The 22738-nt window shown below is 67.9% G+C and carries 17 protein-coding genes and 2 pseudogenes; 9 read left to right on the plus strand and 10 right to left on the minus strand.

The genetic code is table 11. The features are described 5' to 3' along the window. Nucleotides 1-646 precede the first annotated feature (646 nt). The 4 genes and pseudogenes from HMPREF2886_RS11815 to HMPREF2886_RS35320 form a co-directional block, all read right to left on the minus strand. Nucleotides 647-1027, minus strand: coding sequence for a DUF4354 family protein (locus HMPREF2886_RS11815; protein ID WP_003144439.1), 381 nt, complete (start codon nucleotides 1025-1027; stop codon nucleotides 647-649). Between the two features lie 188 nt (nucleotides 1028-1215). Then, complete coding sequence (locus HMPREF2886_RS35000; protein WP_256562513.1) at nucleotides 1216-1341, minus strand: hypothetical protein; 126 nt, start codon at nucleotides 1339-1341, stop codon at nucleotides 1216-1218. A gap of 90 nt (nucleotides 1342-1431) precedes the next feature. Beyond that, a pseudogene (locus tag HMPREF2886_RS35315) lies at nucleotides 1432-1773 on the minus strand (methyl-accepting chemotaxis protein); the annotation flags it as partial. A 186-nt stretch (nucleotides 1774-1959) separates the two neighbouring features. Continuing rightward, nucleotides 1960-2727: pseudogene (locus HMPREF2886_RS35320) on the minus strand (PAS domain-containing protein); the annotation flags it as partial. 364 nt (nucleotides 2728-3091) lie between these two features. Between HMPREF2886_RS35320 and HMPREF2886_RS11825 the strand changes: the two are divergent. Further along, entirely contained in the window at nucleotides 3092-3388 is a 297-nt protein-coding gene (locus HMPREF2886_RS11825) for a DUF7660 family protein (RefSeq protein WP_034007531.1), read from the plus strand. Nucleotides 3389-3434: 46 nt separating this feature from the next. Further along, on the plus strand, nucleotides 3435-4004 hold the full coding sequence (locus HMPREF2886_RS11830) for a GNAT family N-acetyltransferase (protein ID WP_083318547.1): 570 nt from the start codon (nucleotides 3435-3437) through the stop codon (nucleotides 4002-4004). Between the two features lie 61 nt (nucleotides 4005-4065). Here the strand turns inward: HMPREF2886_RS11830 and metE are convergent, their stop codons facing one another. The 6 genes from metE to HMPREF2886_RS11860 form a co-directional block, all read right to left on the minus strand. Next, nucleotides 4066-6366, minus strand: a complete 2301-nt coding sequence (gene metE, locus HMPREF2886_RS11835) for a 5-methyltetrahydropteroyltriglutamate--homocysteine S-methyltransferase (RefSeq protein WP_070747409.1) — start codon at nucleotides 6364-6366, stop codon at nucleotides 4066-4068. A gap of 132 nt (nucleotides 6367-6498) precedes the next feature. Then, a complete protein-coding gene (locus tag HMPREF2886_RS11840) occupies nucleotides 6499-8769 on the minus strand; it encodes an OsmC domain/YcaO domain-containing protein (RefSeq protein WP_033978691.1) in 2271 nt (756 codons plus the stop codon). 80 nt (nucleotides 8770-8849) lie between these two features. Beyond that, the gene (locus HMPREF2886_RS11845; RefSeq protein WP_003088238.1) at nucleotides 8850-9176 is read right to left on the minus strand and encodes a DUF2149 domain-containing protein; all 327 of its coding nucleotides are present in this window, start codon (nucleotides 9174-9176) and stop codon (nucleotides 8850-8852) included. Beyond that, entirely contained in the window at nucleotides 9176-9652 is a 477-nt protein-coding gene (locus tag HMPREF2886_RS11850; protein ID WP_010794079.1) for a MotA/TolQ/ExbB proton channel family protein, read from the minus strand. Before HMPREF2886_RS11850 ends, HMPREF2886_RS11845 begins: the two co-directional genes overlap by 1 nt. Beyond that, entirely contained in the window at nucleotides 9649-13494 is a 3846-nt protein-coding gene (gene cobN / locus HMPREF2886_RS11855; RefSeq protein ID WP_070747411.1) for a cobaltochelatase subunit CobN, read from the minus strand. The genes HMPREF2886_RS11850 and cobN overlap by 4 nt, the downstream gene beginning before the upstream one ends. Continuing rightward, nucleotides 13494-15455: a TonB-dependent receptor domain-containing protein gene (locus tag HMPREF2886_RS11860; protein WP_033970271.1), complete on the minus strand. Its 1962-nt coding sequence runs from the start codon at nucleotides 15453-15455 to the stop codon at nucleotides 13494-13496. Before HMPREF2886_RS11860 ends, cobN begins: the two co-directional genes overlap by 1 nt. Nucleotides 15456-15623: 168 nt before the next feature. On the opposite strand from HMPREF2886_RS11860, the gene HMPREF2886_RS11865 reads away from it, so the two are divergent. The 7 genes from HMPREF2886_RS11865 to HMPREF2886_RS11895 all read left to right on the plus strand — a co-directional run bounded on the left by HMPREF2886_RS11865 (nucleotide 15624) and on the right by HMPREF2886_RS11895 (nucleotide 22734). Next, nucleotides 15624-16433 carry a class I SAM-dependent methyltransferase gene (locus HMPREF2886_RS11865; RefSeq protein ID WP_070747413.1) on the plus strand — a complete coding sequence of 270 codons (810 nt, stop codon included), beginning with the start codon at nucleotides 15624-15626 and terminating at the stop codon, nucleotides 16431-16433. Nucleotides 16434-16590: 157 nt separating this feature from the next. Next, entirely contained in the window at nucleotides 16591-18618 is a 2028-nt protein-coding gene (locus HMPREF2886_RS11870; protein WP_023436426.1) for a ribonucleoside triphosphate reductase, read from the plus strand. Nucleotides 18619-18661: 43 nt separating this feature from the next. Continuing rightward, a complete protein-coding gene (gene nrdD / locus HMPREF2886_RS11875) occupies nucleotides 18662-18808 on the plus strand; it encodes an anaerobic ribonucleoside-triphosphate reductase (RefSeq protein ID WP_033970274.1) in 147 nt (48 codons plus the stop codon). Next, nucleotides 18805-19503, plus strand: a complete 699-nt coding sequence (locus HMPREF2886_RS11880) for an anaerobic ribonucleoside-triphosphate reductase activating protein (protein ID WP_057388122.1) — start codon at nucleotides 18805-18807, stop codon at nucleotides 19501-19503. The genes nrdD and HMPREF2886_RS11880 overlap by 4 nt, the downstream gene beginning before the upstream one ends. A 193-nt stretch (nucleotides 19504-19696) precedes the next feature. Further along, complete coding sequence (locus HMPREF2886_RS11885) at nucleotides 19697-21097, plus strand: NAD(P)/FAD-dependent oxidoreductase (RefSeq protein WP_033978679.1); 1401 nt, start codon at nucleotides 19697-19699, stop codon at nucleotides 21095-21097. A gap of 12 nt (nucleotides 21098-21109) precedes the next feature. Next, nucleotides 21110-21457 carry a cupin domain-containing protein gene (locus HMPREF2886_RS11890; RefSeq protein WP_033970282.1) on the plus strand — a complete coding sequence of 116 codons (348 nt, stop codon included), beginning with the start codon at nucleotides 21110-21112 and terminating at the stop codon, nucleotides 21455-21457. Between the two features lie 44 nt (nucleotides 21458-21501). Continuing rightward, nucleotides 21502-22734: an aromatic amino acid transport family protein gene (locus HMPREF2886_RS11895; protein WP_033970285.1), complete on the plus strand. Its 1233-nt coding sequence runs from the start codon at nucleotides 21502-21504 to the stop codon at nucleotides 22732-22734. The last annotated feature ends 4 nt before the right edge of the window (nucleotides 22735-22738 follow it).

A 22738-nucleotide genomic window follows, 5' to 3' on the forward strand; every position in this document is an offset into this window, starting at 1 on the left:
CGCCTGGCGGCTCGACCAGCAAGCAAACGAAGCATCACCACAATAGCTATCGCGAGGAGTTCGCGCAATGAGTAGCCCTTGGCTGCTGTAAGGCTGCTTGTGGCCGCTGCTAAAATCGGGCGCAAGTGGCCGAGCAAAGTGTCACTTCACAAGCAGGTAAACTGAGGGGCCTCCGTTGTGATAGCCCCATATGAACGTCCGCTCCTGGCCGTATACAGCCCTTCCCTCCCTAAGCCATAGCCTCTCCCATACCTGAACGGCACACCTATTGCCACCCGCAGAACCACAACCTCCCCCACTGCTAACCACATAGTCGCGGCTTGAGTGGTGCGGATTCGGATTTTGGAATCTGGTGTTGCCGGGTATTGTGCTGCTGGCCCTTACCCCAACCCTCTCCCGCACACGGGAGAGGGGGCCGGGCGTGCCTTGTGGGTCGAGCGCCTCGCTCGGGCGCAGCCTGGAACGATGTCTACCCTCCCCTAGCCCCTGGGTAGCTGGAATTCGGCCCCCGGTACAGGCAACCAGAAGCGCCGGAAACGCGCCCTGAATGATTTCAGATTCGCGCCGAAACCTTCGAAAGCCGTTTCCTCGCACCCGAAAGCCGCCGAGGCTGCCCTGCGGCTTTCGCTGCGCAACGGCTAGTAGCCTACTTGCACCGGTCGCTCAGCCTGACCAGCGATGCACCGTACACCGCGTCGTCCTCGGAGGCGAAGATCGCGTCGCCTTCGACGGAGGCGCCCGGCTTGAGGGTCTCGGCGGTGAGTTCCTCGTCCACGGTATCCAGCCTGAAGGACTGGCCGGCGGCGGATTGCGCCACCAGGCAACTGTTCTTCAGGCTGATCTCGCTCTTCGCCGCATTCACCAGGCGGACCTTGAAGGCCTGGGTGCGGAAGTGCTTGTCGCCGACGGATACGCTGCCCTTGTCGCCCTGGCGGGCGAAGACCATCACGGCGTCCGGCGCGGCGGCGAAGCCGAGGGACGGAGCGGCCAGCAGGCCGGCCAGGGTCAGGGCCATTGCGTTCTTCATACTGATTTCCTTTGGCAAGACTGAACGACCCGGTGATTTTCCGTGGGTCTTTTCGCCACGATCAAGCGCAGTGCCAAGGAATGCGGGTTGCCTCGCGTTCTGCAAGTCGGAGGGTTTGCAGCGGAACTTTTCCCGCAACCGTGCTTCCAGGCGAAAACCGCTCGCTACGCGGAGAACCCACGCGATCCTTACGCCCGCCAGGCTGTCCTCGAACACTTGCAACCGCAGGCCAGGCGCTCGGCCCAGGCGATGGCGGCACAGAAGCTGTCGCCGGAGGGATGGCCGAGGATCAGGCGGACGTTCTTCGGTGGCATGTCGCGTTCGACTCCGCTGCCGGTGGCGAGCGGAGTCTGTGTTCGCCACCTTGTGGGAGAGTCAAGACCGGGCGCCGTCCCGCTCCCGCCTCACTTGAACAGGCTCGACACCACCCGCGCCACGTGCTCGGCGCCCTTGCTGATCTCCTGCATGATGCCGGCCACGGTGGTGATCTGGTTGTTGTTCTCCTGGGCGCTGGACTCGATGGTCTGCATGTTGTGGTTGATCTGCTGGGTCAGCTTGACGTTCTCGGTGACCACGTTCTTGATCTCCACCGTGGCGCCGCTGGTGCGCGCCGCCAGTTGCCGCACCTCGTCGGCGACCACCGCGAAGCCGCGCCCCATGTCGCCGGCGCGAGCCGCTTCGATGGCGGCGTTGAGGGCCAGCAGGTTGGTCTGTTCGGCGACGCTCTGGATGGTGGTGACGATGTTCTCGATGTCCTTGGTCTGGTGGGTGAGCTGGGAAATCAGACCGACGGCGATGTTGACCATCGACAGGGTCTTGGCCGACAGGGCGACGGACTGGTCGAGGGAGTCGATGCCGCGGGTGGAAATCTGCGCGGTCTCTTCCGCGGTGGAGAACGACAGCTCGGCGGCGCGCCGTACTTCCTCGTTGCGATTGACCTGCTCGGTAACGTCGATGGCGAACTTGATGACCTTGATTATCCGCCCCGACCCGTCCTTGACCGGGTTGTAGGTGGCTTCGATATGTACCCGCTCGCCGGCGGCGCTGCGGCGCTCGAAATGCCCGCGGGAGAATTCGCCCTGCCGCAGCCGGGCCCAGAAATCCGGGTTCTCCCGATAGAACTCGTCGAAGCAGAGCATGCGGTGGTGCTGGCCCTTGAGCGACTTGAGGCTGTAGCCGAAGAGACGCAGGAAGTTTTCGTTGGCATCGAGTATCTCGCCGTCCGGGGTGAACTCGATGACCGCCATGGACTGGCGTATGGAGTCGTTGATCGCGTTGAGCAGGAGCAGTTCGGAATGGTTGCGGGTCACGTCGGCGGCGATCTTCAGCACCTCGATGACCGCCCCTTCGGCATTCTTCACCGGGAAATAGGTGGCCTCCAGCCAGACCGGCGTACCGTCGCGCCGCAGGCGCTTGAACACGCCGCGCTGGGGCGTGCCGCTGGCCAGCTCCTTCCAGAAGCGCACGTAGGCGGCGGAGGCCTGGTAGTCCTCTTCGCAGAAGATCCGGTGGTGCTTGCCGGCCAGCTCGTCCGCCGAGTAGCCGACCACCGCGAGGAACAGCGGGTTGGCGGACAGTATCTGGCCATCGGGAGTGAAACGGATGGTGGCAACGTTCTGCCCGATGGCATCGAGTCGCCACGCCAGGTCTTCATCCTTGGCGGCGCTTTCCACCGCCCTGCTTTTTCTGCCGAAGAGCATCGCGCACGACTCCTTGATGGCGCCTGTCCATCGCGAGGGAGTGGAGAACCGGAGATAGCCGTCCTACCGCTAAACGCCAGTGTAGATCGGGCTCCGGCAACTTTCCTCGGCCACCGCATCGCCGTCCATCCCCTACCGGGCGGGACCCAGCGGAGCGCGCGATGCCAGGATCGCCAGGCCGGCCAGCCCGACTACCGAGACGCTCTGCTTGAGGCAGGCATGGGTACGCCCCGACAATCGCCCGCGCATCGGCCAGGCTGCGAGCCACGCCAGCGCCGGCCCGCGCTATGATCGCTGCGCCCGGACTGAGCGCGCTCCGACCTCGCGCCGTCGTATCCCGAACCCCACTTCCAGGAGGAAGCACATGGCAACCGATCTCTACGCGCTGGCCGAACAGGTCGAGGACGAAGCGGGTTTCCTGCGCTTCCTCGCCGCGCTGGCGGCGGACTGGAAGGAAGACCGCCGCCTCGCCGCCGCCAACCCGCCGAAACCCTTCGGCCCCAGTCCGCTGGGTTGGGAGAACGGTAGCATCGGCGGCTTCCTCGATGCCGCCGCGACCTGGGGCGAGGACTCCCGCGACGGCCTGCCGGGCTATTCCAGGCCGGAGAATGCCTGGCGGCGCGCGGCACAGCTGATGCTGGCGGGCAAGTTCTATGAATGACTTCAAGTCCGTCCTGGAGCCCTTCCCGCCCGGCCACCCGAGGGTCTTGCCGGGCAACCGGCGGCAGGTGCCGATACTGCATCGCGACACGGATTTCCTCCTGCGCGCGCTGCAACCCGACGATTTCGTCCGGACCAGCCGCTACGAGAACGCCAACCGCGAGCACCTGGCGCCATGGGAGCCGCTGCGCGACCCGGGGTACTTTTCCGTGGACAACGCCCGCGCCCGCACCCTGCTACAGGTGGCGAGCATGGACGAAGGCGAGGCGCTTCTCCTGCTGTTGCTCGATCCCAACGACGGCGAGGTGCTGGGGCGCTGCAGCTACACCAATATCGTCCGCGGGGTATTCCAGGCCTGCCACCTGGGCTTTTCCCTGGCCGCTGCGGCGCAGGGCCGCGGCCTGATGGCACGAGCCCTGCGGATAGCCAACCGGTATTGCTTCGAGCAGCTCGGCCTGCACCGGATCATGGCCAGCCACCTGCCGCGCAACGCACGCAGCGAGCGCCTGCTGGAAAGCCTCGGCTTCGAGAAGGAAGGCTACGCCCGCGCCTACCTGAAGATCGCCGGGGTCTGGGAAGACCATGTGCTACGGGCGCTGGTGGACGCTCCGCACTGAACCGACGTGCAAATGCGCAACGGGACGCCAGGCGTCCCGTTGCGCTCACCAGGCCTGCGGGTCAGCCGCGGGCGAGGTCGCCACGCAGTTCGCGGGCGGCGGCGACCATGTTCACCAGCGCTGCCTCGGTTTCCGGCCAGGCGCGGGTCTTCAGGCCGCAGTCCGGGTTGACCCAGAGCCGCTCGGCGGGTATCCGCCGGGCCGCCTTGCGCAGCAACGCGACGATCTCTTCCCGGCTCGGCACGCGCGGCGAGTGGATGTCGTAGACGCCCGGACCGATCTCGTTCGGGTAGTCGAACTGCTCGAAGGCCTCCAGCAGCTCCATGTCCGAACGCGAAGTCTCGATGGTGATCACGTCGGCGTCCATGGCGGCGATGGACTCGATCACATCGTTGAACTCGCTGTAGCACATGTGCGTATGGATCTGGGTTTCGTCGCGGACTCCGGAGGCGCACAGGCGGAAGGCCTCGGTGGCCCATTCCAGGTAGTGCGGCCAGGCGTTGCGGCGCAGCGGCAGGCCTTCGCGGAAAGCCGCCTCGTCGATCTGCACGATCCTGATGCCGGCCGCTTCCAGGTCGACCACTTCGTCGCGGATCGCCAGGGCCAACTGGCGCGCCTGCACCTCGCGAGACACGTCCTCGCGCGGGAAGGACCACATCAGCATGGTCACCGGGCCGGTCAGCATGCCCTTCATCACCTTGTCGGTAAGGCTCTGGGCGTACCTGATCCACTCCACGGTCATGGGCCGCGGACGGCTCAGGTCGCCATAGATCACCGCCGGCTTCACGCAGCGCGAGCCGTAGCTCTGCACCCAGCCGAAGCGGGTGAAGACGTAGCCGTCCAGTTGCTCGGCGAAGTACTCGACCATGTCGTTGCGCTCGGCTTCGCCGTGTACCAGCACGTCCAGCCCCAGTTGTTCCTGGATCTGCACCGCATGGCGGATCTCGCTGTGCATCGCCTCGATGTACTCGGCCTCGCTCAGCTTGCCCTGCTTGAACGACTGGCGGGCCAGGCGGATCGACGAGGTCTGCGGGAAGGAGCCGATGGTGGTGGTCGGGAATGCCGGCAGGTCGAGCCCGGCGCGCTGCCTGGCGATGCGTTCGGCGAACGGCGAGCGGCGCTGGGCGTCACTGGCCTTGATCGCGGCCAGGCGCGCCTGCACGGCGGGCTTGTGGATTCGCGGCGAGGAAGCGCGGCTGGCCTGGACCGCACGGCTCTCTTCCAGGGCAGCAAGCACCTCGGCGGCTTCCGGCTCAGTGGCGGCACGGGCCAGCACCGCGACTTCGCGGCACTTCTGCACGGCGAAGGCCAGCCAGCTCTTCAGCTCGGCGTCCAGCCCATCTTCGCGCTCCAGGTCCACCGGACTGTGCAGCAGCGAGCAGGACGGCGCGACCCACAACCGCTCGCCCAGGCGCTCCCGGGCATGGCGCACCACCTCCAGGGCTTTCTCCAGGTCGCAGCGCCAGACGTTGCGTCCGTTGACCAGGCCCAGCGAGACGACCTTGTAGGCCGGCAGGCGGTCGAGGATGCTCGGATACTGTTCCGGCGCTCGCACCAGGTCGATGTGCAGGCCGTCCACCGGGAGGTTGGCGGCCAGGCCCAGGTTGTCTTCCAGGCCGCCGAAGTAGGTGGCGACCAGCTTCTTCAGCGGCTCGCTCTGTAGCAGGTTGTAGGCGCGCTCGAAGGCGTTCTTCCATGCCTGCGGCAGGTCGAGGACCAGGATCGGCTCGTCGATCTGCACCCACTCCACGCCCTGGCCGGCGAGGCGGCGCAAGATCTGGCCGTAGAGCGGCAGCAGACGGTCCAGCAGGTCGAGCCTGTCGAACCCGGCGCCCTTGACCTTGCCCAGCCACAGGTAGGTCAGCGGACCGATCAGCACCGGCTTCACCTGGTGGCCGAGGGCCCTGGCCTCGTCGACCTCCTCGAACAGTTGTTCCCAGCTCAGCTGGAACTGCTGGTCAGCGCTGAACTCGGGGACCAGGTAGTGATAGTTGGTGTCGAACCACTTGGTCATTTCCTGGGCATGGGCACCGCCGCAACAACTGTCGTCGCTGACGCCACGGGCCATGCCGAACAGGGTATGCAGGGTCGGCCCGGCCTCGCCGTGCGCCCGGAAGCGCTCGGGGATCACGCCGAAGGTCAGCGAATGGGTAAGCACCTGGTCATACCAGGCGAAATCGCCGACCGGCAGCAACTGGATGCCGGCGTCCTTCTGCGCCTGCCAGTGGGCGGCGCGCAGTTGCCGGCCGACGGCACGCAGGCCGGCCTCGTCCAGCTCGCCCTTCCAGAACGCTTCCTGGGCCTTTTTCAGTTCGCGATCGCGTCCGATGCGTGGGAAGCCGAGAGTGTGGGCCAGGACCATGGGTGTTCCTCCAGTCGAAAGGTCGATGGAGGGATTCTCGGGAGACTCATGCCATGAGACAAACTCAATTTCTTCGTGATGAAATCAAGTTTCCCTCATGATCATCCTCGCGTCCCGACCTCGGCGCCCTCCTCACTTGCGCTTGCGGATCGCCATGCGCCGGGGCTTGAGGCCGCCAGCTGCGACAGCCGTGGCCTCGCCGTCCACCACGGGCTGCATCCTGGCTCGCGCGGCGTGCAGCTTCTTGTAGCTGTCGATCAGCCGCAGGTGCCGGTCGAGCCCTTCCAGCTTCATGCTGGTCGGCGTCAGGCCGAAGAAGCGCACGCTGCCGTCCACCGAGCCCAGCGCGGCGTCCATCCGCGCGTCGCCGAACATGCGGCGGAAATTGGCCTCGTAGTCGGCGATCTCCAGCTCGTCGTCGAGGACGACCTCCAGCACCACGTTCAGCGCCTGGTAGAACAGGCCGCGCTCGACGCTGTTGTCGTTGTACTGGAGGAACGCCTCCACACCTTCCTTGGCGTCTTCGAAGCGCTTCAGGGCGAGGCAGATGAGCACTTTCAGCTCGAGGATGGTCAGTTGGCCCCAGACCGTGTTGTCGTCGAACTCGACGCCGATCAGCGTGGTGATGTCGGTGTAGTCGTCCACCTCGCAGTCTTCCAGGCGCTCCAGCAAAGCCCCGAGCGCAGCGTCGTCGAGGCGGTGCAGGTTGAGGATGTCCTCGCGGAACGCCAGGGCCTTGTTGGTGTTGTCCCAGATCAGGTCTTCCACCGGATAGATTTCCGAGTAGCCCGGCACCAGGATCCGGCAGGCGGTAGCGCCTAGGTGCTCGTACACCGCCATGTAGACCTGCTTGCCCATGGCTTCGAGGATGCCGAACAGGGTCGCGGCTTCCTCGGCGTTGGCAGCCTCGCCCTGCCGGGTGAAGTCCCACTCGACGAACGGGAAATCGGCCTTGGCGCTGAAGAAGCGCCAGGACACCACGCCGCTGGAATCGATGAAATGCTCGACGAAGTTGTTCGGCTCGGTCAGCGCATGGCTTTCGAAGGTCGGCTGGGGCAGGTCGTTCAGGCCTTCGAAGCTGCGCCCCTGGAGCAGTTCGGTCAGGCTGCGCTCCAGGGCCACTTCGAAGCTCGGGTGGGCGCCGAAGGAAGCGAACACGCCGCCGGTGCGAGGATTCATCAGGGTCACGCACATCACCGGGAATTCGCCGCCCAGCGAGGCGTCCTTGACCAGTACCGGGAAGCCCTGCTCTTCCAGGCCGCGGATCCCGGCGAGGATGCCCGGGTACTTGGCCAGCACCTCCGGCGGCACGTCCGGCAGCGCCAGCTCGCCTTCGAGGATTTGCCGCTTGACCGCGCGCTCGAAGATCTCCGACAGGCACTGCACCTGCGCTTCGGCCAGGGTATTGCCGGCGCTCATGCCGTTGCTGAGGTAGAGGTTCTCGATCAGGTTGGAGGGGAAATACACCACCTGGCCGTCGGACTGGCGCACGAAGGGCAAGGCGCAGATACCGCGCTGCACGTTGCCCGAGTTGGTGTCGTACAGGTGCGAGCCGCGCAGCTCGCCGTCGGGGTCGTAGATCGCCAGGCAGTGGCCGTCGAGCAGTCCCAGCGGCAGCGCATCGTCGCGGCCGGGCTTGAACCAGCGTTCGTCCGGGTAATGGACGAACGCCGCATTGGCGATCTCTTCTCCCCAGTACTGGTCGTTGTAGAAGAAGTTGCAGTTCAGCCGCTCGATGAATTCGCCCAGCGCCGAGGCCAGCGCGCTTTCCTTGCTCGCGCCCTTGCCGTTGGTGAAGCACATCGGCGACTGCGCATCGCGGATGTGCAGCGACCAGACGTTGGGCACGATGTTGCGCCAGGAAGCGATCTCGATCTTCATGCCGAGGCCGGCGAGGATGGCCGACAGGTTGGCGATGGTCTGCTCCAGCGGCAGGTCCTTGCCGGGGATGCGCGTGCAGCCGGCGGCATCGGTGCCGGGCATCAGCAGCGCCTGGGCGTCGGCATCGAGGTCGTCGACCTCCTCGATGACGAACTCGGGCCCGGTCTGCACCACCTTCTTCACCGTGCAGCGGTCGATGGAGCGGAGGATGCCCTGGCGGTCCTTCTCCGAGATGTCGGCCGGCAGTTCCACCTGGATCTTGAAGATCTGCCGGTAGCGGTTCTCCGGGTCGACGATGTTGTTCTGCGACAGGCGTATGTTGTCGGTGGGGATGTTGCGCGTCTGGCAGTACAGCTTGACGAAGTAGGCGGCACACAGCGCCGACGACGCCAGGAAGTAGTCGAACGGCCCCGGCGCGGAGCCGTCGCCCTTGTAGCGGATCGGCTGGTCGGCGATCACCGTGAAATCATCGAACCTGGCTTCCAGTCGAAGGTTATCGAGAAAATTGACCTTTACTTCCACGGCGAGCACCAAGAGAAACGGAAACCGGCCATTATCCGGGAACTCCGGGCAAAAGTCCCAGCTCTCCGCCGTACGCGTCGCTACTTGCCGGCCTCCCCGCCGCTCTCCGGCACGTAGATCATCCGTCCGTCGGCCAAGCGGTAGGTCACCCCGGCGCGGCTACCCTGCCCTTCGCCGATCTCGCCGCTGGCCTGGTAGCGCTTCAACTCCTTGCCGTCCTTGACCAGCATGCGCATGTCCGCCTCGCCGGGATTCTCGACCACCACCACCTTGTCCTGGCTGAACGGGTTGAGCGGGTTCTGCACGATGACGATCAGGAGGATGCCGATCACCACCAGGAACAGGTCGATCAGGTTGACCATCGAGAGGATCGGGTCGTCCGCTTCGTCGTGTTCGAGGAAGCGCATCAGCCGGCCTCCCGCGCACGTTCGACGGCGCGCAGTTCCTGGAGCAGCCAGCGGCGACGCACGGTGAGGATGAAGAAGGTGATGCTGGCGGCGACCAGGGCCAGGATCACCGCGGAAAACGCCACCACCAGGTTCTCGCCGATCCCCTGGGCGTCGTTGCGGGTCAGCGCCAGCAGCGCCGGCCCCATGGGGATCATGGTCGCCACCAGGCCGAGCATCGGCGCGCTGCGCGAGGTGACCCGCAGCCATTCCAGGCGCTGCATGATCCACAGTTCGAGGTCGTCGCTGTTGCCGCCATGCAGCGCCTGCCAGGCCGCCAGGCGCGAGCGGTAGCGCCCGCGGCGGCGCTGCCAGGCTTCCATGGCGAAGCCGCCGAGGGCGACGAAGGCGTAGGCCAGCGCGGCGAGGATCAACAGCAGCACCGGCAGCAGGAACAGGCGGGTGAGTTCGTAGAGGCTGGTTTCCAGACCATTCATGAGCGATTTTCCATCGGACGACGATTGACTACGGATTGCCGGACGGCGCCGGCGGCGAACAGCGCGAGCAGCACGGCGGCGGCCAGCCGGAGCCAGGGCTGCGGCTCGCCGGCCGGCGGCGGCGCGACTTCTTCGAGGACGCGGCCGCTGACCGTTTCGCCGGCACCGGACGCGGCCGCGCCCTCCGCCTGCGCCGCGGCCTCGCCGAAACCGCCGGCCATCCGTTCGATGAATTCACGGGTGGTCGCCGCGCCGACCTCGCCGGCGCCGGCGGCCGCCAGTTGCCGCCAGCGCTCGGCCAGTTCGCGGCGGGTCTGCTCGCTGGCATCCCAGTAGCCCTTGCGGATGGCCTCGGCCATGCGCGCGATGATCTGCGCCTGGGCGGTCGGATTGTGCGTTTCGAACCACTCGGCGAGACCCAGCTCGCGGCGGTCCATGACGAAGGTGTCGTGCAACGCCTGCCACTGGTCGGCGCGGACCATGGTGCGATCCGCCGCCTGCCAGCCCCACAGGTTGTTGGTCAGGTCGAGCATTTCCAGGCTGCCGGCGTAGCCCTCGCGCTGCATCGCGGCGATCCACTGCGGGCTGAGGTAGCGCCCGCGCAGCTCGCTGGCGAGGAACTGCGCGGCGGCCGTGGTGCGCGGCTGGCGCTGGCGCAGGTCGGCGATGTACAGCGCCGGGCTGGCGCCGTCGAGGTGGCGTACCGCCAGCGACAGGCCGCCGAGGTACTCGAACGGGTGGTCGGTGGAGAGCACGCCGTTGAGCGTCGAGGAGCGCGAGAGGATCGCCGCCTGTACGCCCTTCAACTGTTCGGCGAACAGGTTACCGCCGTCCAGCTTCACGCCCCAGTCGCGACTGCCGTAGGCGTACTGCAAGCGCCCGAGAAACTGCTCGGCGAGCGCCGAGTCGTCGTCCCAGCGGGTGGAGTCGAGGGTCAGTTGCGTGACCCCGGTGCCGTAGTCGCCCGGCGCATTGCCGAACAGCCGCAGGCGCGACAGGCGCTGCGCCAGTGGCGCTTCGACGCCGCGTTCGCGCAGGCGCCGCTCCAGCGCCTGGCTGTTGCGCGCCAGCGGGTTGCCCGGTTCGTCCAACGCAGCGAGGCGCTCGATGGCCTCGGCGAGCAGGCGCATGAAACCGTCGAACTGGTCGCGGTAGACACTGGTCACCTGTAGCACCACGTCCACCCGTGGACGCCCCAGCTCCGCCGCCGGCACGATGTCCAGCGCCAGCAGGCGGCCACCGGCGTCCCAGCGCGGGCGCAGGCCGAGGGCGTGCAGCGCCTGGCTTTCGACGATGCCCAGGTGGCGCATGGTTTCCGACGACCAGAGGCTGAAGGCGAGCTTTTCCGGCGCCCTGCCCTGGTGCTCGGCGCGGTAGCTTTCCAGCAGTTGGCCGAAGGCCTCGGCGCCGGCTTCGTAGGCGGCGCGGGTCGGTACCTTGTCGGCCTCGAAGGCGAACAGGTTGCGCCCGCTGGGTACCTGCGGATTGCGGATCGGATCGCCGCCCGGCCCGGGTGCCACGAAGCGCCCGGCGAGGCCGGCGAGCAGCGCCTCCAGTTCGCCGGTGTCGGCGAGCAGGCGGTCCAGTTCGCGGGCGCGCAGCAACTGCTCGCGCAGGCGCGGATCGGCCACCTTGGCGATCTCGCCGCCGTCGCGCAGGTAGCGTTGCAGCGTGCGGTAGGCACGACCTTCCCGCAGCGCCCTGAAATCGGCGGCGAACAGTTCGTCGGGGTCGAGACCGAGCGCGCGGTAGTAGGGTTCGCCGAGTTGCTGCATGACGGTGCCCAGGCGCAGCTCCGGCGACGCGGCGACGCCGAAGGTGTGCAGCCCCAGCGGCATCGCCGAGCCGGCCAGTCGGTGCAGGTGGTCGTGGAGCACGCCGAGGAACGCCGGGAAATCCTCGCGCATCGCTGCCTCGCTCCAGCCCAGGTCGTCGTTCATGTGTGCCGCCCGCACCGCCGCGCGGATCTGCTCGGCGCTGCGCTCGCGCACCGCGCCCTCGTCCAGTTGCTGGTATTCGTGGATCAGCTGGTGCAGGTCGCGCAGTTCGTCGTACAGCCCGGCCGGGGCGAACGACGGCGTCTGGTGGCTGACGGTGACCGCGCGCCCGCGCCGGCGCGCCTGGAGCGCCTCGCCAACGTTGTCCTGGATGTACGGGTAGAACACCGGCAGGTCGCCGAGCGCCCGCAGCGGGTAGTCGCCCACCGCCAGCCCGCGGTCCTTGCCGGGTAGCCATTCCTGGGTGCCATGGGTGCCGAAATGGATCAGCGCGTCGGCGCCGAAACCCTCGCGGACGAACTGGTAGACCGCCAGGTAGAGATGGTCCGGCGGCACCGCGCTGTCGTGGTAGGCCTCGCCCGGACGGCCGGCGCGCGGCGGCTGCGGCAACAGCAGCAGATTACCCAGGTGCGCCGCCGGGAACACGAAGCGTCGCTGGCCGTCGATATCGCGCAAGGCCCAATGCCGGCGCGGGTCGCCCCAGCGCGCGCGCATCTGCTCGCGCAGGTCCGCCGGCAGCGCCTCGAACCCGCGCAGGTAGGCGTCCAGCGGCAGGCTCGCGGCGAGGCCGTCGCGATACAGCGCGTCCAGGGTCTGCGGCCGGTAGTAGCCGCCGAGCAGGCGCTGGGCGGTATCGATCAGCGCGCTTTCGTCGCTCGTCGCAACCCGGTAGCCGGCCGCCCGCAGCGCCTCGCCGAGACGGGCCAGGCTGGCCGCTACGTTGAGATGCGAGGCGGCGACGTTCTTCTCGCCTTCCGGGTGGTTCCAGAACATCAGCGCCAGGTGCTTGTCCGCCGCCGGCAGGCGACGCAGGCGCAGCAGCCGGTCGAGCTTGTCCAGCAGGGCCTCGGCCTGCCCGGCCATCAGCTTCGGCTCGCCGTTCTCCAGGGCGCTGATCACCAGCGGATCGCTCATTCCCCAGGTTTCCGGCATGCCGAGGAAGGCCGCCGCGGTACGCGGCGCCACCCCGCTGGCGGCGGCCAGCCACTCGGCCTCGTTGCCGTCGCGGTAGCCGAGGGTCTGCAATACCGGCACGTCCAGCGCGAGGAACTCGGCACGGCGCGCCGGGCCGTTCTGCAGGTGCTGCAGGTTGACCAGCGCCTGGACATCGGCGCCAGCGAAGGACTTCCTCAACGCTTCCGGATCGCTGTCGTCGAACCACACCGCCAGCGGCGCCTGGCCGTGCCGCTCGCTACGCCGCAACAGTTCGTCGATGGCGCCGGTCTGGGCGTCGGCGATGGCGCCGCGCGGGATCAGGAAGGCGATGCGCGGAGCGTCGCTGGCCCAGCGCGAGGCGCCCCAGGCCAGGTAGTCGGCGAGGCCGGCGAACGGCGCCGGTGCGTCGGGATGATAGAAGCCGGCCTGCGCCAGGGGCTGCGGCGCAGGCAACGCGTCGACGGGCAGGCCGGCATGCCAGCGGCGGACCGCCTCGAACAGCCGGCGCAGGTTGGCTTCGCCGCCGTTCGCGTAGTAGCCGACCAGGCGCCCGCCCAGTGCCGCCGGCAGGTTGCCGAAGCCCGGCGGACCGCCGCCGACGCGGATCCAGGGTTGCGTCCCGCCTTGCAAGCGCTCGCCCAGCGCCTGCTCGACCTGGGCGCGATCGGTCGGACGCGGTGTGTCGAGGATCAGCAGGTCGCCGCCGTCCAGCCAGGCGCCGGGCGGCGCCTCGCCGATGCCGAGGCGCAGGCCGCGCAACTCGACACCAGCCTCGCGCGCCCAACCGGCTAGGCGCTGGTGCTTGCCCGGGAGGACGAAATCGCTGCTGAGCAGACGCACCTGGGCCGGCTCCGCCCAGGCACAGAGACTGACCAGCAGCGCGCCGCAGAAGAGTAGCGAACGGCGCATCAGAAGCTCGCCACCAGACCGAGATGGAAGGTCCGCCCAGGTTCGGCATAGGTGAAGTGCGTGTCGTCGTCGGCCAGGCGCTGGTCGCCAAGGTTCTCGATGCCGCCGCGCAGCGTCAGGTTCTCGTTGAGTTTCTGGCTCAGCTCCAGGTGCCACAGGCTGTAGGCCGGCAAGGCATAGCCGACGTTGCTGCTGTAGGCCACCTGGCTGCCGACGTATTCGGTGCGCAACTGGGCGCTGAAGCGCGCATTGGGGCTCCAGCGCAATTGGCTGTTGGCGAGGTGCCGGGAGCGGTCGCCGAGGCGCTGGCCGGCGGTGCGGTTGCGCGCGTCGAGGTAGGTGTAGTTGAGTTCCCAGCGCAGGTCCGCCGGCAGGTCCACGCCGCCGCCCAGCTCGAGTCCGCGGATCCGCGCCCTGTCGACGTTCTCGTAGTTGCGCACCTCGGCGCCGCGCACCCCGCAGCGCGCTACGCAGACGGTCTGGATCAGGTCGCGGACATCGTTCTCGAACAACGTGCCCTTCAGCGACCAACCATCGCCCTGGTAGTCGGCGCCCAGTTCGTAGGACGTATTGGTCTCCGGCTTCAGGTCGGGATTGCCGTAGATGGTGAAGCGCCCGCCGCCGCCGACCGCCGCATACTCCGGCGATAGCTGCTTCAGGCTCGGCGCCTTGTAGCCGCGGCCGACGCCGGCGCGCAGGGTCAGCGCATCGGAAAGGTGGTGCAGCAGGTACAGGCGCGGACTGCTTTCCCAGCCGAACGCCTCGTGCTTGTCGAAGCGGCTGCCGAGGGTCAGCGACCAGTCCGGGCCGAAGGCGATCTCGTCCTGCAGGAACAGCGCCTTGTGTCGCGCGCTGGCGTCGCCGGCGGTATTCACCGAGCGATCCTCCAGTTCTTCCTTGCGCCATTCGCCGCCGAGGGTGAAGAGATGCCGCTCGAAGGCCGGCACGCTGAGGTGGCCGTCGACCACGCTGTCGGTAAGGCGCTGCGGGTTGCTCGGCGGTTGTCCGTCGGAACGCGCGTTGTGCCGCTCCAGGCGGTTGCGGTAGGTGCGCAGCTGGCTGCTGCCCCAGTCCCACTGGCCATTGTGGGCGAGCGACCAGCGCTCGCGTTCGATCACGTCGCGTGACTCGTAGTAGCGCGAGCGCGGCCCTCCGGTCTCGCTGTTGCGCCAGCGCCGTTCGCGCCCGCGCTGGTGGCCGAGGTCGATGCGCTGGGCGTCGTCCGGGGTCCAGCTGAGGTTCAGCCCGCCGCTGTCGGCGTTGCCGCCTTCCAGCTCGGAGAGGCGGCGCTCGTCGGCGTCCGGGGTTTCCTGCTGGCGGCGGCTCTCGCCGTTCAGGGCAAGGCCCAGCTTGCCGGGCACCAGCGGCCCGGCGAGATAGGCGCCGAACTGGTGGCTCTGTCCGCCGAGACCGTCCTCGCGCACGCCGCCATCGAGCAGGCCGCTGCCCGTCCAGGTATCGGTGGCGCGCCGGGTGATCACGTTCACCACCCCGCCAAGGGCTTCCGAACCGTAGAGCGAGGACATCGGCCCACGCACCACCTCGATACGCTCGATGCTCTCCACCGGCACCCAGCCGAGGTCGAAGTCGGAATGGGCGATGGCCCCGGACGAGGTGGAGATCCGCTGGCCGTCCACCAGCACCAGGGTGTGCTCGCTGGACATGCCGCGAACGCTGATGCCCCGCCGGGACATGCCGACGCCGTTGAACTGCAGGCTTTCCGAACCGCGCAGGGCTTCCTGCAGGTCGCGCACCGGGCGCCGCCGCAGGTCCTCGGCGGCGATCAGTGAAACGCTGGCCGGGGCGTCGCGCAGCTTGCGCTCGGTAGTGGTGGCGCTGACCACCGTCGGCTCCAGGTCGACCGGCGCAGCCAGCGCCAGGCAGGGAAGCAGGTAGAGGAACGGCACGGCGCGGGCCAGCCGCAGCGGAGGAAGACGGTGCGGGGAGGAATGGGGGGTCATGGTCGGCAGGTATGAATTATGAATATTATACAAGTTATAACATAACATTTCTTGGAATGAAGAATGCCCGCCGCTTCTTATTCATCGGGGCGAGGGAACGTCTCGCTCGCCGTATCCCTCGAAGCACAGCACCCTACCCTCGACCGGGCATGCCCCACAGGAGGAAAGATGACCGCAACCGAGCAGATCATGGCGCTCCTCGAACGCTGGGACCGCCAGCAGGAGGGCTACATCCGCCAGCGCGAGGAGCGCTACGAGGCGATGTTCCAGTTGCTCGAAGACCTCTTCGGCCGCGACGGGAGCTTCACCGCCATCGACGCCGCCTGCGGCCCGGGCTCCCTCGGCCGGCGCCTGCTCGAACGCTTCCCGGCGGCGCGGGTGGTGGCGCTGGACGCCGACGTCATGCTGCTGGAGATCGCGCGTACGGCGCTGGCCGGTTTCGCCGACCGGGTCCGCGTGGTGGAGTGCGACCTGACCGATCCAGGCTGGACCGAACGGGTCGCCGAAGCGCGCGAGTCCCTCGCCGGCGAACGGCCCGCGGCGCTGCTCTCTTCCACCGCGTTGCACTGGCTGTCGCCCGCCGAACTCGCCGGGTTCTACGCCCAGGCCGGCGAGCTGCTCGCCCCCGGTGGCGTGCTGCTGAACGCCGACCACATGCGCTACGACCGACGCTGGCCGGGACTCGCGGAATTGTCCCGGAAGCACCGCGAGAGGGTCCTCCAGGCTTCCGTGGCCAGCGGCGCGGACAGTTGGGAAGACTGGTGGCAACGCGCCGCGCAGATCCCCCGGCTGGCCCCGCTGAAGGCGCAGCGCGACGCCCATTTCGCGCGGCGCCCGCTCAGGCGCGCCAGCGAAGACGAAGACTGCTCGCTCGATTTCCATCTCACCGCCCTGCGCCAGGCGGGCTTCGCCGAGGCCGCCACGGTCTGGCAGCAGTTGGACAACTACGTGGTCTTCGCCCGCCTCGCCCAGGCCTGATCCGCCGTCACCCGGGCACGGGGAATACCTCCAATGGAACCCGGGCAATCCGCCGGACGTTGACGCAGATCAACGCCGGCTCGGCACCGCTCGCCAGAATCCACAACATCTTGTTGTTTTGAAAAATCAAAACACATCATGTTGTGGAGAAATTGAAATGACCCAGCCCCGGAAGGCTACCTGGCCGGCCACCCTGCTCAAGCGCAACGGACGTGAAGTCCCCTTCGATCCCGGCAAGATCGAACGCGCCATCGCCGCCGCCGGGCAGGCTACCGGCGAGTTCGACCCGCAGCAGGCGCAGGCGCTCGCCGAACGTGTGGTGGAACGCCTGCCGGAGCGCGCCTGCCTGGATATCGAACGGGTCCAGGACCTGGTCGAACGGGTGCTGATGGAGGCCGGCCACTACCCCACGGCGCGCGCCTACGTGGTCTACCGCGAACGCCATGGCCGGCTGCGCCGCGAGCGCAAGACCCTGGTGGATGTCGCCGCGTCGATGAACGAATACCTTTCCCGGGAGGATTGGCGGGTGCGCGCCAACGCCAACCAGGGCTATTCCCTCGGCGGGCTGATCCTCAACGTATCCGGCAAGGTCACCGCGAACTACTGGCTGGACGAGGTCTACGATGCCGACATCGCCGCCGCCCACCGCGACGCCGACCTGCATATCCACGACCTCGACATGCTCGCCGGCTATTGCGCCGGCTGGTCGCTGCGCACCTTGCTGAACGAAGGCCTGAACGGCGTGCCGGGGCGGGTCGAGGCCGGTCCGCCGAAGCACCTGGGCAGCGCCCTGGGGCAGATGGTCAACTTCCTCGGCACCCTGCAGAACGAGTGGGCCGGGGCCCAGGCCTTCAGTTCCTTCGATACCTACCTGGCGCCCTACGTGCGCAAGGACCGCCTCGACTACGCCAGCGTGCGCCAGGCCCTCCAGGAGTTCATCTACAACCTCAACGTGCCGTCGCGCTGGGGCACCCAGACGCCCTTCACCAACCTGACCTTCGACTGGGTCTGCCCGGAAGACCTGCGCGACCAGGTGCCGCGTATCGGCGGCGAGGAGATGCCCTTCGCCTACGGCGAGCTGCAGGCCGAGATGGACCTGATCAACCGCGCCTACATCGAGGTGATGCAGGCCGGCGACGCCCACGGCCGGGTGTTCACCTTCCCGATCCCGACCTACAACATCACCCACGACTTCCCCTGGGACAGCGACAACGCCACCCGCCTGTTCGAGATGACCGCGCGCTACGGCCTGCCCTACTTCCAGAACTTCCTCAACTCGGACATGCAGCCCAACCAGGTGCGCTCGATGTGCTGCCGCCTGCAACTGGACGTGCGCGAACTGCTCAAGCGCGGCAACGGCCTGTTCGGCTCGGCGGAGCAGACCGGCTCGCTGGGCGTGGTGACGATCAACTGCGCGCGCCTGGGCTATCGCCACCGTGGCGACGCCGCCGGCCTCTACCGCCAGCTCGACCACCTGCTCGAACTCGCCTTCGCCAGCCTGGAGCTGAAGCGCAAGGTGATCCAGCAGCACATGGATGCCGGCCTCTATCCCTACACCCGACGCTACCTGGGTACCCTGCGCAACCATTTCTCCACCATCGGCGTGAACGGCCTGCACGAGATGGTGCGCAACTTCAGCGACGACCGCGAGGGACTGCACAGCGAAGCCGGGCGCGAGATGGCCCTGGCCCTGCTCGATCACGTGCGCGCGCGGCTGGTGGGTTTCCAGGAGGACAGCGGGCACCTCTACAACCTGGAAGCCACGCCCGCCGAGGGCACCACCTATCGCTTCGCCCGCGAGGACCGCAAGCGCTATCCGCGCATCCTCCAGGCCGGCACGCCGGAGGCGCCCTACTACACCAACTCCTCGCAACTGCCGGTGGGCTTCACCGACGACCCGTTCGAGGCGCTGGAACTGCAGGATGCCCTGCAATGCAAGTACACCGGCGGCACCGTGCTGCATCTCTACATGGCCGAGCGGATTTCCTCCGCCGAAGCCTGCAAGACCCTGGTGCGCACCGCCCTCGGACGCTTCCGCCTGCCCTACCTGACGGTCACCCCCACCTTCTCGATCTGCCCGCGGCACGGCTACCTGGCCGGCGAGCACGAGTTCTGCCCGAAGTGCGACGAGGAACTGCTGCAACGCTCCACGCCCAAGAGCTGTTGCGGCGGCTGCGGCGGTTGAGTCGCCTGTCGTTCCATCCATCCACCAGCAAGGAGTACTACCGATGAACCTCAACCAGTTGCCCGAAGGCCAGCGCCAGCGCTGCGAAGTCTGGACCCGTGTGATGGGCTACCACCGTCCCGTGGCAGCGTTCAATGCCGGCAAGCAGTCCGAGCATCGCGAACGCCGCCATTTCCGCGAGACGCGATGAGCGCCACGCTCAGGGTCGGGGGCCTGGTGCCCCTGACCACCCTCGACTACCCCGGCCTGCTCGCCTGCGTACTGTTCTGCCAGGGCTGCGCCTGGCGTTGCCGCTACTGCCACAACCCGGAACTGATCGCGCCGCGCGGCGCGGAGGAAATCCCCTGGCCACGCCTGCTCGACTTCCTCCGCCGACGCCAGGGCCTGTTGCAGGCGGTGGTCTTCAGCGGCGGCGAAGCGACCCTGCAGGCGGCCCTCGGCGACGCCATGCGCATGGTCCGCGAACTGGGCTTCCGCGTCGGCCTGCACAGCGCCGGCATCAACCCCCGCGCCTTCGCCCGGGTGCTGGCGCAGAGCGACTGGGTGGGCTTCGACGTCAAGGCGCCGGCCGAGGACGTCGCCGCCATTACCGGCGTGGACGGCAGCGGCGCGGCCAACTGGCGCAGCCTGGAACACCTGCTGGATAGCGGCGTGGCCTATGAATGCCGGACCACGGTGCACTGGCGCTTGTTCGATAGCGAACGCCTCTGGCGCCTGGCAACGCGCCTGCGCGGGATGGGCGTGGAGCGCTTCGCCGTACAACTGGCGCGCCCGGCCCGCCAGCTCGATCCGCAGCTTCTCGCGAAGCCCGCGCCGCAGGGCGCCCCCCAGCTATGGCGAGAGCTGGAGGCACTGTTTCCCGCCTTCGAGCTGCGCGACGCCTGAGCCCCCGGTTCATCGACGCCGCTCGGGCCTGCCGGCTCGCTCGTACAGGGCGGGCAGTCCCGACAAGGCCTGCTCTTCACAAGGCTCATACGATCGTACGAGAGCACCTCCTCGATTCCTAGTTGCGTCCAATTGTCGCGGACGGCGCCGCTCGCCACCCTTGCTGCAGATTCAGCGACCCCGGACCCGCGCCATGAAACTCACGCTCACCCCTCCCCTGACCCCCAGCCACTGGATGCGCTCGACCGACCTGGCCGACGCCGCCTGCGCGCCCCTCGTCGGTACCCACTCGGCGGACGTGGCGATAGTCGGCGGCGGTTTCGTCGGGCTCTGGACCGCCATCACCCTCAAGCAACTGGAACCGGACGCACGGGTCCTGCTGCTGGAGCAGGACGTCTGCGGCGGCGGCGCTTCCGGCAGGAACGGTGGTTTCGTGATGTCCTGGTGGCCGAAGATCGGCACCTTGCTGGGCTTCTGCAGCGAGGCGCAGGCGCGCTTCCTTGGCGAAAGCGCGGAGCGGGCGATCCAGGAACTCGGGGAGTTCTGCGCGCGGCATGACATCGATGCGCACTTCCAGCAGAAGGGCTGGCTGTGGACCGCCACCACGGCGCGCCACCTCGACGCCTGGAACGATACCCTCGCCGCCTGCGAACGGCTCGGCGTCAGTCCCTTCGAACGCCTCGACGCCAGCGAAGTGGCACGCCGGACCGGTTCGCCGGTGCATCTCGCCGGGGTCTTCGAGCGCAGCAATGCCACCGTGCAACCAGCCTTGCTGGTGCAAGGCATGCGCCGCGTGGCGCTGGCCCTCGGCGTGGAAATCCACGAGCGCTGTGGCGTCAGCCAGATCGTTCCCGGCCAGCCGGCGCAGCTGCTGAGCGCCGGGGCCCGGGTCCAGGCCAGGGCGGTGGTTCTCGCGACCAACGCCTGGTCGGCCGCCCTGCCCAGGCTCTCCAGGCTGATCGTGCCGGTGAACAGTTCCATCGCGGTTACCAAGGCGATACCGCAACGGCTGGAGCGAATCGGCTGGACCGGCGGGGAAGCCATCACCGATTCCCAACTGATGGTGGACTACTACCGCACCACCCGCGACGGGCGCATCGCCTTCGGCAAGGGCACCGGCGCCATCAGCTACGGCTCGCGCATCGGCCGGGTATTCGACGTCGACCGGGAGAGCCTGGCCCTGACCGAGGCCGACTTCCGCCGCACCTATCCCTCGCTAGGCGACATCCCGCTGGTCGACGGCTGGTCCGGCCCGATCGACCGTACCTACGACAGCCTGCCGGTCTTCGGCCGCCTGCACGAGAACATCCACTACGGCATCGGCTGGAGCGGCAACGGCGTGGGACCGAGCCGCCTGGGCGGGCGGATCCTCGCCAGCCTCGCCCTCGGCCGCGACGACCCGTGGAGCCGTTGTCCGCTGGTGGAACGCCGCTGCCGGAGCTTCCCGCCCGAGCCGCTGCGCTACCTGGGCGGCTCCCTGGTGCGCAACGCCGTCCTGCGCAAGGAACGCGCGGAACTCGCCGGTACCGCGCCCTCGGCCACCGACCGCTTTCTCGCGCGCTTCGCCCCCGCCGGCCTTGAAGACAAATCCTGAGGAGCCCATGGCATGACCCCTTCGCTCATCCGTCTCGACGACGAAAGTCTTTTCACCTCGCCCACCCCCGTCGGCCAGCCCCTGGGCGAACCGGTAGCCCTGACCCGTACCGCGGCCCACCGCCCGCTCGCCGACGGCAACGGCGCGACCGGCATCTGGGAATGCACCCCGGGGCGCTTCCGCCGACAGGTCGAGCAGGCCGAGTACAGCTACATCGTCAGCGGTGAAGGTCGCTTCACCCCGGACGAAGGCCAGGCCGTGGAGTTTCGCGCCGGCGACGCGCTCTATTTCGCCGCTGCCACCCAGGGTACCTGGGACATCCGCCAGACCGTGCGCAAGACCTACCTGATCTTCGACTGACCCCGAAGAACCGAACTCCACCGCCCTGACAGAGGAAACAAGAAATGGGTATGCGAGAAGCGAACGACAACGCATCGGGCCTCAAGGCCCATCCCCTGGGCTCGCTCGAGACGATCGCGATCATCATCGGCACCAATATCGGCGCCGGCGTGCTGAGCATGGCCTACGCCGCCCGCAAGGTCGGCTACGTGCCGTTGCTGGTATGCCTGGCCCTGACCTGCCTCTTCTGCATCGTCACCATGCTCTACGTGACCGAAGCCTGCCTGAGAACCCGCGGCAACAACCAGCTCAGCGGCCTCTCCCGGCGTTACCTGGGCCCGCTCGGCGGCTGGCTGATCTTCATCGCGGTGGCGGCCAACAGCTACGGGGCCCTGGTCGCCTACATGACCGGCAGCGGCAACATCATGCTCGAGTTCTTCGGCCAGTACGGCCTCACGCGCGAGCTCGGCAGCCTGATCTTCTTCGTCCCCTCGGCGCTGGTGCTCTACCTGGGCCTGAAGGCGCTCGGCGTGGGCGAGAAGCTGATCAGCGCCGGCATGGTGGCCATCGTCTGCATCCTCATCGGCGCTACCCTGATGCACGACGACGCCCGTCTCGCCCACCTTTGGCAGAGCCAGTGGCAATACGTGGTTCCAGTGTTCAACCTGGCGGTCTTCGTGTTCGGCGCGCAGTTCCTGGTTCCGGAGCTGGTGCGCGGCAACCTGGCAACCCCCGGGCGCCTGCCGCGCCTGATCGTGGTCGGCATGCTGCTGACCTTCCTGCTGGTGGCGGCCATTCCTGCCTCGGTCATCGCCCTGGTCGGCCCCGACAACCTCAGCGAGGTGGCGACCTTGAGCTGGGGACGCTCCCTCGGCCAATGGGCCTACTACGTGGCGAACACCTTCGCCTTGCTGGCGATGCTGACCTCCTACTGGGGACTCGGCGGGTGCCTGTTCACCAATATCTTCGACCACTTCCGCCTGGGCAGCGAAACCAACCGGCGCAAACGCCTGGCGGTGCTCGCCGCGGTCTCGGTCCCGCCGTTCCTGCTGGCCTATGCGGGGCTCGGCGGCTTCGTGAACGCGCTGTACTTCGCCGGTACCTTCGGCGGCGTACTGATGGGCATCATCCCCATCCTCCTGCTCAACGCGGCGCGACGCCACGGCGACCAACTGCCGGCATTCAGCTGCGGCTGGTATGCCCATCCGCTGATACAGGGGCTGATCGTCCTGGTGTTCGCCTCCAGCGGGGTCTACGCGATCGCCTCGGCCCTGGGGATGCTGCCCGCCAGTTGGTGACAGG

Source organism: Pseudomonas sp. HMSC066A08 (assembly GCF_001813025.1).
GTDB lineage: Bacteria > Pseudomonadota > Gammaproteobacteria > Pseudomonadales > Pseudomonadaceae > Pseudomonas > Pseudomonas aeruginosa.

Coding starts and splice junctions, on each gene's coding strand:
- cobN (WP_070747411.1), bottom strand. CDS start 13,494: ATGCGCCGTTCGCTACTCTTCTGCGGCGCGCTGCTGGTCAGTCTCTGT.
- HMPREF2886_RS35000 (WP_256562513.1), bottom strand. CDS start 1,341: ATGCCACCGAAGAACGTCCGCCTGATCCTCGGCCATCCCTCCGGCGAC.
- nrdD (WP_033970274.1), top strand. CDS start 18,662: ATGAACCTCAACCAGTTGCCCGAAGGCCAGCGCCAGCGCTGCGAAGTC.
- HMPREF2886_RS11845 (WP_003088238.1), bottom strand. CDS start 9,176: ATGCGCTTCCTCGAACACGACGAAGCGGACGACCCGATCCTCTCGATG.
- HMPREF2886_RS11815 (WP_003144439.1), bottom strand. CDS start 1,027: ATGAAGAACGCAATGGCCCTGACCCTGGCCGGCCTGCTGGCCGCTCCG.
- metE (WP_070747409.1), bottom strand. CDS start 6,366: ATGGTCCTGGCCCACACTCTCGGCTTCCCACGCATCGGACGCGATCGC.
- HMPREF2886_RS11850 (WP_010794079.1), bottom strand. CDS start 9,652: ATGAATGGTCTGGAAACCAGCCTCTACGAACTCACCCGCCTGTTCCTG.
- HMPREF2886_RS11825 (WP_034007531.1), top strand. CDS start 3,092: ATGGCAACCGATCTCTACGCGCTGGCCGAACAGGTCGAGGACGAAGCG.
- HMPREF2886_RS11895 (WP_033970285.1), top strand. CDS start 21,502: ATGGGTATGCGAGAAGCGAACGACAACGCATCGGGCCTCAAGGCCCAT.
- HMPREF2886_RS11890 (WP_033970282.1), top strand. CDS start 21,110: ATGACCCCTTCGCTCATCCGTCTCGACGACGAAAGTCTTTTCACCTCG.
- HMPREF2886_RS11880 (WP_057388122.1), top strand. CDS start 18,805: ATGAGCGCCACGCTCAGGGTCGGGGGCCTGGTGCCCCTGACCACCCTC.
- HMPREF2886_RS11860 (WP_033970271.1), bottom strand. CDS start 15,455: ATGACCCCCCATTCCTCCCCGCACCGTCTTCCTCCGCTGCGGCTGGCC.
- HMPREF2886_RS11885 (WP_033978679.1), top strand. CDS start 19,697: ATGAAACTCACGCTCACCCCTCCCCTGACCCCCAGCCACTGGATGCGC.
- HMPREF2886_RS11870 (WP_023436426.1), top strand. CDS start 16,591: ATGACCCAGCCCCGGAAGGCTACCTGGCCGGCCACCCTGCTCAAGCGC.
- HMPREF2886_RS11865 (WP_070747413.1), top strand. CDS start 15,624: ATGACCGCAACCGAGCAGATCATGGCGCTCCTCGAACGCTGGGACCGC.